At 71.6% G+C, this 13794-nt stretch carries 16 protein-coding genes; 6 read left to right on the top strand and 10 right to left on the bottom strand.

Annotation, left to right across the window (positions count from 1 at the left end; all coding sequences use genetic code 11):
* Positions 1-6: 6 nt before the first annotated feature.
* Both AC3ANN_RS02720 and AC3ANN_RS02725 read right to left on the bottom strand, forming a co-directional pair.
* Positions 7-1740: an amidase gene (locus AC3ANN_RS02720; protein ID WP_488339482.1), complete on the bottom strand. Its 1734-nt coding sequence runs from the start codon at positions 1738-1740 to the stop codon at positions 7-9.
* Positions 1737-2771 carry an agmatine deiminase family protein gene (locus AC3ANN_RS02725; RefSeq protein WP_488339483.1) on the bottom strand — a complete coding sequence of 345 codons (1035 nt, stop codon included), beginning with the start codon at positions 2769-2771 and terminating at the stop codon, positions 1737-1739. Before AC3ANN_RS02725 ends, AC3ANN_RS02720 begins: the two co-directional genes overlap by 4 nt.
* Positions 2772-2845: 74 nt before the next feature.
* Between AC3ANN_RS02725 and AC3ANN_RS02730 the strand changes: the two genes are divergently transcribed.
* From AC3ANN_RS02730 to AC3ANN_RS02750, 5 genes are all read left to right on the top strand, one after another.
* Positions 2846-3490 carry a TetR/AcrR family transcriptional regulator gene (locus AC3ANN_RS02730; protein ID WP_488339484.1) on the top strand — a complete coding sequence of 215 codons (645 nt, stop codon included), beginning with the start codon at positions 2846-2848 and terminating at the stop codon, positions 3488-3490.
* Complete coding sequence (locus AC3ANN_RS02735) at positions 3487-4422, top strand: phosphotransferase (protein WP_488339485.1); 936 nt, start codon at positions 3487-3489, stop codon at positions 4420-4422. Before AC3ANN_RS02730 ends, AC3ANN_RS02735 begins: the two co-directional genes overlap by 4 nt.
* 3 nt (positions 4423-4425) lie before the next feature.
* On the top strand, positions 4426-5133 hold the full coding sequence (locus AC3ANN_RS02740; RefSeq protein WP_488339486.1) for a M23 family metallopeptidase: 708 nt from the start codon (positions 4426-4428) through the stop codon (positions 5131-5133).
* An 80-nt stretch (positions 5134-5213) separates the two neighbouring features.
* Positions 5214-5423: a hypothetical protein gene (locus AC3ANN_RS02745; RefSeq protein WP_488339487.1), complete on the top strand. Its 210-nt coding sequence runs from the start codon at positions 5214-5216 to the stop codon at positions 5421-5423.
* A gap of 44 nt (positions 5424-5467) precedes the next feature.
* Positions 5468-6301, top strand: a complete 834-nt coding sequence (locus AC3ANN_RS02750; protein WP_488339488.1) for an aldo/keto reductase — start codon at positions 5468-5470, stop codon at positions 6299-6301.
* Between the two features lie 9 nt (positions 6302-6310).
* Here the strand turns inward: AC3ANN_RS02750 and AC3ANN_RS02755 are convergent, their stop codons facing one another.
* Positions 6311-7057 carry an SDR family oxidoreductase gene (locus AC3ANN_RS02755; protein WP_488339489.1) on the bottom strand — a complete coding sequence of 249 codons (747 nt, stop codon included), beginning with the start codon at positions 7055-7057 and terminating at the stop codon, positions 6311-6313.
* Positions 7058-7142: 85 nt separating this feature from the next.
* A complete protein-coding gene (locus AC3ANN_RS02760) occupies positions 7143-7916 on the bottom strand; it encodes an SDR family oxidoreductase (protein ID WP_488339490.1) in 774 nt (257 codons plus the stop codon).
* An 89-nt stretch (positions 7917-8005) separates the two neighbouring features.
* Here AC3ANN_RS02760 and sigJ point away from each other — a divergent pair, with 89 nt between their 5' ends.
* A complete protein-coding gene (gene sigJ, locus AC3ANN_RS02765; protein WP_488339491.1) occupies positions 8006-8887 on the top strand; it encodes an RNA polymerase sigma factor SigJ in 882 nt (293 codons plus the stop codon).
* 15 nt (positions 8888-8902) lie between these two features.
* Here the strand turns inward: sigJ and AC3ANN_RS02770 are convergent, their stop codons facing one another.
* The 6 genes from AC3ANN_RS02770 to AC3ANN_RS02795 all read right to left on the bottom strand — a co-directional run bounded on the left by AC3ANN_RS02770 (position 8903) and on the right by AC3ANN_RS02795 (position 13794).
* Positions 8903-9688 (bottom strand): siderophore-interacting protein, encoded by a 786-nt coding sequence (locus tag AC3ANN_RS02770; RefSeq protein ID WP_488339492.1) that lies wholly within the window; start codon positions 9686-9688, stop codon positions 8903-8905.
* A 29-nt stretch (positions 9689-9717) separates the two neighbouring features.
* Positions 9718-10470 (bottom strand): iron ABC transporter ATP-binding protein, encoded by a 753-nt coding sequence (locus AC3ANN_RS02775; RefSeq protein WP_488339493.1) that lies wholly within the window; start codon positions 10468-10470, stop codon positions 9718-9720.
* Positions 10470-11462, bottom strand: a complete 993-nt coding sequence (locus AC3ANN_RS02780) for an iron chelate uptake ABC transporter family permease subunit (RefSeq protein ID WP_488339494.1) — start codon at positions 11460-11462, stop codon at positions 10470-10472. The genes AC3ANN_RS02775 and AC3ANN_RS02780 overlap by 1 nt, the downstream gene beginning before the upstream one ends.
* Positions 11459-12412, bottom strand: a complete 954-nt coding sequence (locus AC3ANN_RS02785) for an ABC transporter permease (RefSeq protein ID WP_488339495.1) — start codon at positions 12410-12412, stop codon at positions 11459-11461. Before AC3ANN_RS02785 ends, AC3ANN_RS02780 begins: the two co-directional genes overlap by 4 nt.
* Before the next feature lie 86 nt (positions 12413-12498).
* Positions 12499-13539 (bottom strand): siderophore ABC transporter substrate-binding protein, encoded by a 1041-nt coding sequence (locus tag AC3ANN_RS02790; RefSeq protein ID WP_488339496.1) that lies wholly within the window; start codon positions 13537-13539, stop codon positions 12499-12501.
* 69 nt (positions 13540-13608) lie between these two features.
* Positions 13609-13794, bottom strand: a complete 186-nt coding sequence (locus tag AC3ANN_RS02795; protein ID WP_488340894.1) for a DUF1918 domain-containing protein — start codon at positions 13792-13794, stop codon at positions 13609-13611.

A 13794-nucleotide genomic window follows, 5' to 3' on the forward strand; every position in this document is an offset into this window, starting at 1 on the left:
ACCCGCTCAGTCCAGCTCGGGCGTGCGGGGCGGGGGAGTGCGGCGTGGCCGCAGCGCCTCGAACGCCGAGCCCCACGCGAGGAGGTCCGCGTCGGAGTATGCGCGCCCGGCGATGGTCAGGCCGACCGGCATGGCGATGTCGGCCATCGTTCCCATCGGCACGGTGACGGTCGGGATGCCGAGGTGCCGGATCGCCAGGTTGCCGTTCGCGACCCACACGCCGTTGCGCCATGCCTCCACCGCGGACTCCTCGTTCACGTCGGCGTCCGCCGGACCCACATCGGCCACCGCGGGGAAGACGACCGCGTCGAGTCCGAGCCGGGACATCCATTCGTCCAGATCGAGGCGTCGCGTCTCCTCGAGCCCGTGCACGCCGCCTTCGAGCTCGGGGATGTCGGTGAAGGAGGCGTACGGGTGCTCGCGCACCTGCGCGGGATACGTGGCGATGTCGTCGTCGAAGCCGGTGTACCGGTCGGGCAGCGCGCCATCGGGGTGGGGGAAGATCGCCGCCCCGTCGACATCGGCCAGCCCGTCGAGGGCGGGATCGCCGTTGGCGCGCAGGAAGTCGTCCCACGCCCACGCCGACAGGTCGACGATCTCCCGCCGCAGGAACTCCCGGGTCACGAGCCCGCGCGTCTTGATGGTCGGCGCGCCGGGACGATCGCCCTCATAGTTCGTCACGACGGGGAAGTCGACCTCGATCACCTCGGCTCCCGCAGCCTCGAGGTCGCGGCGGGCAGCTCGCCAGAGGTCGAGTACCGAGCCGCGCGTCTCGATGCGCGTCCCGGTCGGGCCCCCGATGCCGCCGTCCGGGTTGGTCCCGGCATCCGCGTCGGCGCCGATGTACATGCGCGGCACCCCGAAGCGGCGGCCGGCAAGGGTGGCACGTGCGCCGTCGGTGTCGTGCGAGGCCAGCGCCGGAAATGAAGCGGGGCGCGTGGCCGAGGCATCCGGGATCTCGATCCAGGGCTGCGCGCGCCAGAAGTCGCCGCGCGTCTCGGGGTCGTCGGCGACGAGCACGTCGAGGATCTCGAGCAGGTCGGCCATCGTGCGCGTGTGCGGGACGACGACGTCCATGGTCGGCACGAGCGGCCAGTTGCCGCGCACCGAGATCACCCCGCGTGACGGCGTGTACGCGCACAGGCCGTTGTTCGACGCCGGAGCGCGGCCGCTCGACCAGGTCTCCTCGCCGAGGCCGAACGCCGCGAAGGATGCCGCGGTGGCGGTTCCCGAGCCGTTGGAGGATCCCGAGCCGAAGGCCGACGTGAGGTAGCCGGCGTTGTACGGACTCTCGGCTCGGCCGTACACGCCGCGCTGCATGCCGCCGTTCGCCATCGGCGGCATGTTCGTCAGGCCGAGGAGGACGCAGCCCGCCTCGCGCAGCCGCTCGATCGAGAACGCATCGCGCTGGGCGACGAGGTCGGCGAACGCCGGCGACCCCGCGGCGACGGTGAGACCGCGCGCCATGAACGAGTCCTTGGCCGTGTAGGGGATGCCGTCGAGAGGGCCCCGCGCGCGCCCCTCGGCGCGACGGCGATCGGATGCCTCGGCCTCGGCCCGCGCGTCGGGATTGCGCACGACCACCGAGTTGAGCGCCGTCCGCGTTCCCGGCGCGTCGTACGCATCGATCCGGGCCGAATACGCGTCCACCAGCTCGACGGCGGTCACGGCCCCGGACTCGAGTGCCGCGCGGAGCTCGGCGATCGACTTCTCCACGACGGGAAAGCGGCGCGCGCTCATCGCGCCACCGCCGGCTGCTGCTGGGTGATGCAGTGGATGCCGCCACCGCCGGCGAAGATCTGTCGCGCGTCGATCGTCACGGCGCGGCGCCCGGGGTAGGCGGCCTCGAGGATCTCGCGTGCACGTGCGTCCGCGCGCTCCTCGCCGAACCCGCACGCGATGATGCCGCCGTTGACGGGCAGGTGGTTGACGTAGCTGTAGTCGACGAACCCCTCGTCGTCGCGGAGCGCCTCGGGCGCGGGCAGGTCGATGATCTCGAAGCGGCGGCCCGCGGCATCCGTCTGCCCGGCGAGGAACTCGCGCAGCGCGCGCGTCACCTCGAAGTCGGGGTGTTCGGGGTTCTGCTGCGCGTGCAGGAGCAGGCGGCCCGGGGTCGCGATGGTGGCGACGATGTCGACATGGCCGTTCGTGCCCAGATCGTCGTAGTCCCGGGTCAAGCCGCGGGGGAGCCAGACCGCCTTCGACGCGCCGATCGTGCGGAGCATCTCGGCCTCGACGCGCTCCTTGTCGGCGAACGGGTTTCGGCGCGGGTCGAGCTGCACGGTCTCGGTGAGCAGCACCGTTCCTTCGCCGTCGACGTGGATGCCGCCGCCCTCGTTCACGAGGAGGGAGCTGACCACCTCGGCGCCCACGAGGTCGGCGACGAGCCGCGCGTGCGCGGCGGACTTGCGCCACTCCGCCCAGTCCGGCGCGCCCCAGCCGTTGAAGACCCAGTCGACCGCGCCGAGCACGCCGGGGCGCTCGTCGTCGACCACGAACGTCGGGCCGTGGTCGCGGAACCAGAACTCGTCGACCGGCGCCTCGACCAGCTCGATCCCGGACGCGAGCGTGCGACGGGCACGGTCGATCTGGGAAGGGTCGATGACCATGGTGACCGGCTCGAACTCGACGATCGCGTTGGCGACCGCGCTCCACGCCGCGTAGAAGCGCTCCTGCTCGGCAGGGTCGTCGCCGAGCGTGGGGCCTTCGGTGGGGAAGGCCATCCACGTGCGCTCGTGAGGGTCGCCCTCGTGCGGCATCCTCCAGGACATTGTCGCTCCTCTGCTGCGCCGTTCTCTTATTGACCTTGCGATCAATAAGCGAACGTACCTACACTGGCGAAGTCATGTCAAGCACCGCTTCGCGTCCGCGCACCCGAATGGCACCGGCCGAGCGCGCCGCCGAGATCGTCGCGGCCGCGACCGCACTCGCCCGGGAGAACGGGCTCAGTGCGCTGACCTTGCGCGCGGTCGCAGACCGCGCGGGCGTCGCCCCCGCTCTCGTCGCCCACTACCAGCCGTCGATGGACGATCTCGTCGCGCGCGTCTACACCGACCTCGTCGACGCCGAGGTCCGCGACGTCGAGCGCGTCGTGGCATCCGTCGGGGGACCTGCCGCCCAGCTGGGCGCCCTCATCAGCACGCTCATGGACGGCGCGCGCGACGACCTGACCGTGGTGTGGGTCGAGGGCTGGGCGATGGCGCGGCGCAGCGACCCGCTCGCCGCCGCGGTGCGGGCGCAGATGGAGCGCTGGCAGGGCCTCGTGGAAGGGATCGTGATCGACGGATGCCGAGCCGGCGTCTTCGCGACCCTCGAACCTGCCGAGGTCGCGTGGGAGCTCATCGGGCTCATCGACGGGCTGAACGCGCAGTCGCTGGCGCGTGGCGCCGACACCTCCCGCTTCGCACCGCGCATGGCGCGCGCGGCGGAGGCGCTCGTGGGCGCGGCAGCCGGATCGATCGCCGGGGACCCGTGGGACTCCGCGCGATGACGCGCCTCGGGTGGCACGACCTCCCCGCGGCAGTGCGAGACCGCATCGGGGAGGTCCTGGGCAGTCCGGTCGTCGGGGCGGTGTCGCAGGCGGGCGGGTACTCGCCGGGCTCGGCCGATCGCGTCGTCACCACGGACGGGCGGCGGGCGTTCGTCAAGGCCGCCAGCCCCGCCGTCAACTCCGATACTCCGACGATCCATCGCCGCGAGGGTGCGATCACGGCCCGGCTGCCGGCCGCCGTCCCCGCACCCGCCCTGATCGGAGTGGTCGACGACGGGGAGTGGATCGCCCTGGTGCTCGAAGACGTCGAGGCGCGGCATCCGTCGACGCCCTGGCGGGCTCGCGAACTGGCGGCCGTCTTCGATGCACTGCAGCAGGTGGCCGCGGTCGACCTGCCCGCCGACGTCCCCGTGGTCGACCTCGCGGATGCGGTCGCCCGAGACACCCTGGCGCGATGGCGGGCTCTCGACCCCGATGCGATCCCGGCACTGCCGGGCGGACTCGACGCGTGGGTGCGCACGCGCCATCACGAGCTGACGGATGCAGCGGCCCAGGCCGTCGCGGACGTCCGGGGCGATCGGCTCGTCCACTTCGACACGCGCGCCGACAACATCCTGCTGCGTCCGGACGGAACCGTCGTGCTTGTCGACTGGCCGTGGGCCGCGCGTGGCGCCGGGTGGTTCGATGCGCTGACGCTGCTGATCAACGTGCTGTACTACGACCCCTCGGCGAACGTCGAAGCGCTCATCACCTGCGACGTGTTCGACGGCATGCCTCGCGATGCCGCGACCAACGTGCTGGCGGCGCTCGGCGGCATGTTCCTCGAAGCGTCCCTGCGGCCCGACCCGCCGCGCATGCCGACCTTGCGGACCTTCCAGCGCGACCAGGCCATCGTCACGCTGGACTGGGTGCGGCGACGCTGGGAAGGCTGACCGATGGGTGAGCTCGACGATCCGGTCGTGGTGGAGTTCCCGCTGCGGGGCGCCGGCTGGGTGGCGGTCACGACGCCGGCCGCCCGGGTGCCGAGCCACGGCGTCGACGTCCTCGGCCAGCGCTACGCGTTCGACTTCGTGAAGGTCGACGACCGGCCGGGCCTTCGCGTGCACCCCGCGTCGACCCTCGTCGCCTCGACGATCGGCGGCCGCACGGCCGGCTGCTACGCGCTGGGCGCAGACGTGCATGCGCCGTTCGACGGCGAGGTCGTCGCCGCATCGGACGGCATGCCCGAGCGGCGCTGGATCAACCCCTTCCGCGAGGCGGCGCGCATGATCTGGAACGGCTTCACGTTCCACCCCGGGAAGATCCCCGCGATCCTCGGCAACCACGTCATCCTGCGGACAGGCGGCGTCCACGCCGGCTTCGCGCACCTCGTCCCCGGCAGCATACGCGTGCGCGCCGGGGACCGCGTCGCGGTGGGCGAGGTCATCGGTCGGGTCGGGCACACCGGCAACTCGACGTCGCCGCACCTGCACTTCCAGCTCATGGACTCCGCAGACCTCATGACAGCGAACGGCATCCCTTGCGCGTTCGCCCGGTACGACGTGCGCGCGGGCGATGGGACGTGGTCGCCCGTCGAACGCGGCATCCCGGGCCCACGTGAGCGGATCCGATCACTCGCCGGCGGAGCCTCCACGAGCGGCTAACGCTCCGATCCGCTCTGCGCAACCCCCGTGCCGGTCGCCGCCGGACGCCTTACGTTCGCGGTGACCGAACGGAGGACACCATGTCGAACAACCCCATGCCGCCCATCGTGCCGCCGACAGGCGATGACGACGACGCCGTCGCCGACGAGGTGCTCGACACCGACGAGACCGTGATGGGTGACGACGACCACCCGCTCGACACCGACCTCGACGACGACCGCATCGACAGTGCCGCGGCCGACGAACGTGCGGCGACCGAGGGCACGATCGGCGATCAGCGCGAGACGTGACGGCACCCGGGCCCCACGTCGGCCGGCTGCACCAGGATGGAACCATGACCCCGATCCCCACCGTGAAGCTCAACGACGACACATGGTTCCCCGAGCTGGGCCTCGGAACGTACGACCTGCGCGGCGAGGAGGGGATCGAGGCGATGGTCGCCGCGATCGACTCCGGATACCGGCTGCTCGACACCGCCGTGAACTACGAGAACGAGCGCGAGGTCGGCGAGGCCGTGCGCCGCAGCGGCGTGCCGCGGGACGACATCCTCGTCGCCTCCAAGATCCCCGGCCGCCACCACGGCCGTGACCAGGCGATCGACAGCATCAAGGGGTCCCTCGACATGCTGGGCCTCGACCGCATCGACCTTCACCTGATCCACTGGCCCAACCCGAGCGTCGGCCGGTACGTCGACACCTGGCGCGGCATGATCGAGGCGCGGGACCAGGGACTCGTGCGCTCGATAGGTGTGTCGAACTTCACCGAGGACATGATCACCGAGCTCATCGAAGAGACCGGCGTCGCACCCGCGGTGAACCAGGTCGAGCTGCATCCTTACTTCCCGCAGGAGCCGCTGCGCATGTTCCACGCGCAGCACGACATCCGCACCGAGAGCTGGAGCCCGCTCGCCAAGCGCAGCGAGCTGCTCACCGAGCAGATCCTCGTCGAGCTCGCGGCCGTGTACGACGCCACGCCCACGCAGATCGTGCTGCGGTGGCACACGCAGCTCGGCAGCACGCCCATCCCGAAGTCGGCCGACGCCGATCGTCAGCGCGAGAACGCCGACGTCTTCGGGTTCACTCTGACCGACGATCAGCTCCACGCGATCAGCGCTCTCGAGCGCGGCCGGCTGTGGGGCGGCGACCCGCTCACCCACGAAGAGATGTAGGCCCCGCCGTCACGCGTCGGGAAGCGCGTCGAGCCATTCGGTGAACGTCTGCTCGCCGAGCACGGCACCCTGCCGCGGAAGCAGCGCACCGCCTCGCAGCGCGTGCCCCCAGGCGCCCGGTGCGTTCACTGCGGGGACCGGCCCGCGGTAGCCGATCGCGTGCGCGTAGCGGCGCACCATGTCGGAGAGGTCCTCCTCGCGCGGTCCGGCGAGCTCGGGCGCCCGGCCCGCCGGCGCGCGCTCGGCGAGATGGACGAGGTACGCCGCGACCTCGCGTGCGGCGACCGGCTGCACGCGCCCGCGTGGGGCGACGTGCGCGCCGGCCCGTCCGCGATGGAACACCAGCGCCGCGTACTCGTGGAACTGCGTCGCGCGCAGCACCGTCCACGGCACGTCGCCCGTGGCGATCAGTCGTTCCTGGACGAGCTTGCCGGCGTAGTAGCCGTCGGGCGCGGCATCCGCCCCCACGATCGTGAGCGCGAGGTGGTGCGGCACGTGCGCCGCGCGCTCGGCGGCGAGCAGGCTCTTCGTCGCGCCGGCGAAGAACGACACCGACACATCGGGCTTGTTCGTCGTGACGTTGGTGACGTCCACGACGGCGTCGACCCCGTCGAGCGTGCCCGCGAGTCCGGCCCCGCTCAGCAGCTCGACGCCCGTGCGTCGTGAGAGGACGACCACCTCATGCCCGTGGGCGCGGGCGATGTCTACGAGGTGGGCGCCGGTGAGCCCGGTGCCGCCGGCGACCGCGAGCTTCACGTCGTCCTCTCATCGAAGTCGTGTGCGGACCTCCATCGTCGCGGACCGCCACCGGCGAGGGAAGCGCCCGGGCGCGGATCTCGTGTCAGCCGAGTGCGTCGAGCCACTCCGCGAACGTCTGCGTCCCGAGCGTCGCGTCACGCCCCGGCAGCGCGTAACCGGCGCGCATGCCTTTCATCTGCCCGCCGGGAAGGTTGACGGAGGGGATCCAGCCGCGGTGGCCGATGTGCCGCGCGTACGCCTTCACCATGTCGTCGAGGCGTTCCTCGCGCGGTCCGCCGAGGTCGGCAGTACGGCCCTGTGCCGGGCCGGCCGCCAGCTCCGCCAGGCGCGCGCCGACCTCGCGGGCGGCGACGGGCTGCACGCGCGCACGCGGTGCCACGTGCAGCGGACCGAGCTTGGCGCGCTCGAACAGCTGCGCCGCGAACTCGTGGAACTGCGTCGCGCGCAGGATCGTCCAGGGCAAGCGCGACGCCTCGATCACGCGCTCCTGCGCGACCTTGCCGGCGTAGTAGTCGTGCGGCATCCGGTCGATCCCCACGATCGACAGCAGCACGACATGGCCGACGCCGGACCGTTCGGCGGCCACGACGAGGTTCCCGGTGGCGGTCGTGAAGAATCGCGTGGCCTCGTCGGCCGAGAGGGTCGACACGTTCGCGGTGTCGACGACGGCGTCGACGCCCTCGAGCGCGGTGTCGAGGCCTGCGCCGGTCGTGAGGTCGACGCCGGCGCGCCGGCTGAGGACGACGGCCCGGTGACCGGCGTCCCGGACGGCCTGGACGACGTGGTGGCCGACGACGCCGGTTCCGCCGGCGACGGCGATGGTGAGGGGATTCGAAGGGCTCTGCGGGATGGTCATGCTCATCCGACGACGTGGCTCGCCAGAATGTGAGGTGACGGCTCACATCCGCGCCCGCGGCGTCGTCGAACACTGCGAGGAGGCGGCGCATGGACGAGATCGACGTGCTCGAGGGCGAGCGGCGCACCCTGCTGGCCCTCGCCTACCGCATGCTCGGGACGGTCGTCGACGCCGAGGACGCCGTCCAGGAGACGTACGTCCGCTGGTATCGCATGACGGATGCCGAGCGCGCCGGGATCGAGAATCCCGGCGCGTGGCTCACCAGGGTGGCGAGCCGGGTGTGCCTCGACATGCTGGGATCGGCGCGGGCGCGCCGCGAGCGGTACGTCGGCGAGTGGCTGCCGGAGCCCGTGCCGGGGGACTCGCCGATCGCGGCATCCGTCGCCGTCGACCCCCTCGATCGCGTGACGCTCGATGATGCCGTGTCGACGGCGCTGCTCGTCGTGCTCGAGTCGCTCACTCCGGCCGAGCGTGTCGCTTTCGTGATGCACGACGTCTTCGGTGTGCCGTTCGCCGAGATCGCCGAGACGGTCGGGCGCAGTCCGGATGCCGCGCGCCAGCTGGCCTCGCAGGCTCGGCGCCACGTGCGCGAGCGTCGCGCGGGCGCCGCGAGCCGTGAGGAGCATGACGCGGTCGCGCAGGCGTTCGCCGCCGCCACCGCGACAGGTGACCTCGACGCCCTCGTGGCCCTGCTCGACCCGGGCGTCGTCGCACGCAGCGACGGCGGCGGCCGCGTGTCGGCCGCGCGGCGTCCGGTCGTCGGTGCGGACCGCGTCGCGCGGTTCCTGCTCGGACTGCCGCGGCTCGAGCCCGACGCCGTGCTCGAGCCGGTCGAGACCGCCGACGGTCTCGCATTCCTCGCGACCGTGGGAGGCCGTCCCGACACCGTCATCTCGGTCGCGGTCGCGAACGGACTCATCACCGATGTGTTCCTCGTGCGCAACCCCGACAAGCTCACCCAGTGGCGCTAGTCCGGCGATCGACGATCAGTGGGGTGCGTGGTACTCCGTCTCGCCGCGCTTCCAGTAGCCCTTGACGATGATCTGATCGGCGTCGAGGTCCCAGCGGTCGAGCAGCAGGGCGCGCCCGGGCTTGACGATCGACTGCTCCGCCGCGACGAAGCCGAACACCGACCCGTCCGGCCGTTCGTCCGCGGTGATCGCGTCCAGGCGCGCGGCGAGTGCGGACCCGGCCGCCGCGTCACCGCGGTGCACCTGCTCGACCACGATCCCCGCCGGGGCGTCGATCGGCAGCTCGTGCGCGGCATCCGTCACCTCCACGATCACGCGACCGACCGCGTCGGCGTCCATCGCGCGCGTGGAGCGGCGCATCGCGGGCACCGCGGTCTCGTCGCCGGCGAGGAACCAGGCGTCGGGACGGCCGTGCAGCACCTTCGACCCGCGGGGGCCTCCGATTCCCGCCGTCGCGCCGAGCTGCGCGGTGGCCGCCCACGCGGCGGCGACACCGGCCGTGCCTGTTGCGGGGTCCCCGTGGATCGCGAACTCCAGCTCGAGCCAGTCCTCGCCCCACGCGAGCGGCGTGTACTCGCGACTGGGCGCGGCCCGCAGCTCGTCGACCGTCTGCGGATCGCCGTCCGGGAAGAAGATGCGGAGGTGATCGTCGGCGCCGAGCGACGTGAACCCCGCCAGCTCGGCACCCTCGAGGCGCACGCGCACGTACGAATCCGTCAGCCAGTCTCGGGCCGCCAGGGTCACGCGGCGGAATCGCAGCTCGAGGCCCGCGGGCTCGAGCGTGAACGTGGAAGTGGTCATTGTGGTGTTCCTTCGGTGAGAGGTGGGAGTCATTCCCACAGCACGACGGGGCGGCGCTCGATCTCGACGACGCGCGCCGGGGTGTCGTACAGGGCGGCGAGGCGCTCCTCGGTGACGACCTCGGCGACCGGGCCGTGGTGCTCGACCCGTCCGTCGCGCATCGCCACGATGTCGTCGGCGTACTGCGCGGCGACGTTGATGTCGTGCAGCACCACGACCACCGTCATCCGTCGTTCGTGGGCAAGTCGGCGCAGCAGCCGCATGAGCGTCACCGCGTGACGCGGATCGAGGTTGTTGAGCGGCTCGTCGAGCAGCAGGTGGTCGGTGTGCTGGGCGAGCGCCATCGCGACGAACGCCCGCTGGCGCTGACCGCCCGACAGCTCGTCGAGGAACCGGCCGCGCACCGCCTCGAGGTCCAGCAACTCGATCGCGTGCTCGATCTGCGCGCGATCCTCGGCGCTGCGCCCCGATCCGCCGTGCGGGAACCGGCCGTAGGCGACGAGGTCGTCGACGCTGAGCCGGATCGCAAGGTGGTTGTCCTGCCGCAGGATCGCGAGGCGGCGCGCGAGCTCGCGCGTGCTCGTGGAGTGCACATCCCGGCCGTCTACCGAGATCGCACCGTGGTCCACGCCGACGAGCCGCCCGATCGCCGACAGCAGCGTGGACTTGCCCGCGCCGTTGGGGCCGATGATGGCGGTGAGGCCGGGACGGATGTCGAGGGTGACGTCGTCGACGGCGACGACGGCGCCGTGGCGCTTGACCACCGAGTCGATGCGGATCATCAGCGGGCCTTCCCGGACAGCACGAGGACGATGAAGAACAGGCCGCCGACGAACTCGATCACGATCGGCAGCTCGGTGCCGAACCCGAGCAGCCGGTCGAGGATGAGCTGACCGCCCACGAGCGCGATCACCCCGATCGCGATCGCGGCGGGCACGCTGCGCACGTGCCGGTGGCCGACGGCGCCGTAGGCCAGGTTCGCGACGATCAGCCCGAAGAAGGTCACCGGGCCGACGAGGGCGGTGGATGCCGCGACCATCGCGGCGATCGCCACGACGACGTGCATCACCACGCGCCGGTGTGCGACGCCCAGCGAGATCGCGGTGCTCTCGCCGAGCGAGAGCACGTCGAGCTGCCGGCGGATCGGCCACAGCGACGCGAGCGCGACCGCGACCAGCACGCCGGTGGGAACGATCAGCTCACGGTCGACCGAGGTGAAGCTGGCGAACGTCAGGTCCTGCAGGATCGCGAACGTGTCGGGGTCGAGCAGGCGCTGCAGGAACCCGGTCACCGATCGGAACAGCACGCCGAGCACGAGCCCCGCGAGCACGATCACATGCAGGTCGAGCCGGCGTCGAAGGAACAGCCACCAGTAGAGCAGGACGATCGATCCGCCCATCAGGGCCAGCTCGACGAGCCACGATGCGAGCGGGGGAGCGGACACGAGGAGGACCGGCCCGATCGCGAACGCCACGACCGTCTGGATCGCGAGGAACACCGCGTCGAAACCCATGATGCCCGGCGTGAGGATCCGGTTCGACGTGATGGTCTGGAAGAGCACGGTCGCCGCGCCGACGGCGGCCGCGGCGATGACCATGCCCGCGATGGTCCGCACGCGGAGGCCGAGCGCGTACTCCCAGCTGCCGGGCAGGCCGGTGAGCAGGTACACCATGACGATCACCACGGCGAGCGCCGTGAGGACGAGCAGGGCGCCCACGGGATGCCGGAGCGTCCGGCTCGCGACGCGTGCGCCGTCGAGGAACGTCATGGTCATCGGACCGCCTCCTGCCGCTCACGCACAGGGCGGCGACGCACCCGTGCCGCGTCGGAGGGGCGCGCGGTGCCGAGCAGCAGCCAGAGGAAGACCACGCCGCCGATCACGCCCATGACGACCGAGAGGGGAAGCTCGAATGGGAAGCGCACGACCCGCCCGATGACATCGCACAGCAGCACGATCGCCGCGCCGAGGAGCGCGACCAGCGGAACCGCGCGGCGCATGTTGTCGCCGATGAGTCGGCTGACGATGTTCGGGGCGATGAGGCCCAGGAACGGCAGCGTGCCGGTGATGACCATGAGAATGCCGGTGACCACCGCGATGATCGTCACGCCCAGGCCCATCACCGCGCGGGTGTCGAGCCCGAGCCCCCGTGCCGCGCTGTCGCCGAGACCCGCGACCGTGAAGCGGTCCGCGGCGATCCATGCGACCAGGGCCGCCGCCGCGGCGAAGAAGAGGATCTCGTAGCGACCGCGGAGGATGCCGGAGAAGTCGCCCACGCTCCAGCTCAGCAGCTCCTGCAGCATGTTCGTCCGGTACGCGATGAAAGTCGTGACCGCCGCGATGACGCCGCCGTAGAGGATCCCGACGATCGGCACGAGCACGCTCGAGCGCGAGGGGATCCGGCGTACCAGGGCGAGGAAGCCGAAGACGCCGACGAGCGCCCCGAGCGCCGCAAAGATCGCCTTTCCCCAGATCGGCAGCCCGGGGACGGACAAGAGGACGGCGAGCAGCGCCAGGCTCGCGGCATCCGTCGCCCCCGTCGTGCCCGGCTCGACGAACCGGTTGCGCACCAGCAGCTGCATGATGAGGCCGGTGATCGCGAAGGCGGCGCCCGCGAGGATGAGGGCGACGGTGCGCGGGATCCGGCTCGCGAACAGGATGAAGCCGTCGAGCTCGGCGACGCCGACGAACAGCGAGACCGTCGCGAGGGCGGCCACGGCGGCCACCCCCGCGACGATCCACGCGGTGGGTGAGAGGGAGACCCGGGTCAGTGCTCGGCGCTCCCCTCGGGGCGGACGTGCGGCATGGCGGATCAGCCCGCGATGGCGTCGGAGACCGAGGTCAGCACGTTCTCGATCGCCGTCAGGCCATTGATCACGATGTACAGCTCACCGGCGGGGAGGTACACGATGTGGTCCTCCTGCGCGGCGGTGGTCTGCGCGACGAGCTCGTTGTCGAGTGTCTCCTCGGCGCTTGAGCCTTCACCGACAGCCGCACCGCGGTCGAAGGCGAAGATCCAGTCGGGGTTCGCGGTGAGGATGAACTCGTTGGTCACCGTGTCGCCGTGCGGCGACCCTTCGGCTCCGGGCAGGTCGGCGGCGGCGACGGCGGGGGTCCATCCGAGCTCGTCGTAGAAGTACCCGAAGCGCGATCCCTCGCCGAACGCCCCGTATTCGCCGCCTGAGACCGACAGCACGAGCGCCGTGCCCTCCGCCTCCGATTCGATGGTCGAGGCGAGCTCTTCGATCTCGGCGGTGAGCGTCGCGACCTCGTCCTGCTTGCCGAAGACCTCGCCCAGCTGCGCGGCCCGCTCGAGGCCGGCGCTCGGGTCGAAGGTACCGGCGTAGGCGCCGGTGAGATCGATCGTCGTGGCGATCTCGGACAGCTCGTCGTACTGACCCGTGCTGCGAGCCGCCGTGACGATGAGGTCGGGTTCGAGCTCTGCGACCGCCTCGAAGTCGGGCTCGAACAGCGTCCCGACCTTCGGCAGGTCGGCGTACTCCGAGTGGTAGTCGGGGAGGACGACGTCCGGGACGCCGACCACGGCGTCGCCCGCGCCGATCGCGTCGAGCGTGTCGAGGGTCGCGATGTCGAACGTGACGACCGCGGTGGGGTTCGCCGCGACCTCGACGGACTCGCGTGCGGTCTCGAGGTCCTCCTGGTAGGAGGACTCGCCGCCCTCCTCGACGAGAGTGAGCGTCGGCTTGGCGTTCTCGACGACGACGGTCGCGGTCTCGCTCGTCTCGGCAGGCGTGTCGCCCGACGCAGCGGGGGACGCGCACGCGGTCAGGGCGAGAGCGGTGACGCTCAGGGCGGCGGCAGAGGGCAGGAGCAGGCGAGTTCTCTTCGGCATGTAGGTAAGCCTAACCTAATGCTCGAATCGCTCGAGAATCACGACGTCATGTGACGCCGGCTGCGGCGGTCAGGACGCGTGCCGGACTTCGCAGTCGCTGCCTGGCGACAGGATCGCCTCGTGCCCGTCGTCGTAACGGACGACCAGGAGCGGGTTGTCGGCGCTCCCGCGCACCTCGATCACCTCGCCTGCACGCTCGGCCGCTCCCACGACGCGACCGTGGATGACCACCCGGTCACCGACGCTAGCTTGCAT

This window comes from Microbacterium sp. STRO-2N (assembly GCF_057747775.1).

Coding starts and splice junctions, on each gene's coding strand:
- AC3ANN_RS02795 (WP_488340894.1), bottom strand. CDS start 13,794: ATGCAAGCTAGCGTCGGTGACCGGGTGGTCATCCACGGTCGCGTCGTG.
- AC3ANN_RS02740 (WP_488339486.1), top strand. CDS start 4,426: ATGGGTGAGCTCGACGATCCGGTCGTGGTGGAGTTCCCGCTGCGGGGC.
- AC3ANN_RS02770 (WP_488339492.1), bottom strand. CDS start 9,688: ATGACCACTTCCACGTTCACGCTCGAGCCCGCGGGCCTCGAGCTGCGA.
- sigJ (WP_488339491.1), top strand. CDS start 8,006: ATGGACGAGATCGACGTGCTCGAGGGCGAGCGGCGCACCCTGCTGGCC.
- AC3ANN_RS02745 (WP_488339487.1), top strand. CDS start 5,214: ATGTCGAACAACCCCATGCCGCCCATCGTGCCGCCGACAGGCGATGAC.
- AC3ANN_RS02720 (WP_488339482.1), bottom strand. CDS start 1,740: ATGAGCGCGCGCCGCTTTCCCGTCGTGGAGAAGTCGATCGCCGAGCTC.
- AC3ANN_RS02725 (WP_488339483.1), bottom strand. CDS start 2,771: ATGTCCTGGAGGATGCCGCACGAGGGCGACCCTCACGAGCGCACGTGG.
- AC3ANN_RS02760 (WP_488339490.1), bottom strand. CDS start 7,916: ATGACCATCCCGCAGAGCCCTTCGAATCCCCTCACCATCGCCGTCGCC.
- AC3ANN_RS02750 (WP_488339488.1), top strand. CDS start 5,468: ATGACCCCGATCCCCACCGTGAAGCTCAACGACGACACATGGTTCCCC.
- AC3ANN_RS02730 (WP_488339484.1), top strand. CDS start 2,846: ATGTCAAGCACCGCTTCGCGTCCGCGCACCCGAATGGCACCGGCCGAG.
- AC3ANN_RS02775 (WP_488339493.1), bottom strand. CDS start 10,470: ATGATCCGCATCGACTCGGTGGTCAAGCGCCACGGCGCCGTCGTCGCC.
- AC3ANN_RS02780 (WP_488339494.1), bottom strand. CDS start 11,462: ATGACCATGACGTTCCTCGACGGCGCACGCGTCGCGAGCCGGACGCTC.
- AC3ANN_RS02790 (WP_488339496.1), bottom strand. CDS start 13,539: ATGCCGAAGAGAACTCGCCTGCTCCTGCCCTCTGCCGCCGCCCTGAGC.
- AC3ANN_RS02735 (WP_488339485.1), top strand. CDS start 3,487: ATGACGCGCCTCGGGTGGCACGACCTCCCCGCGGCAGTGCGAGACCGC.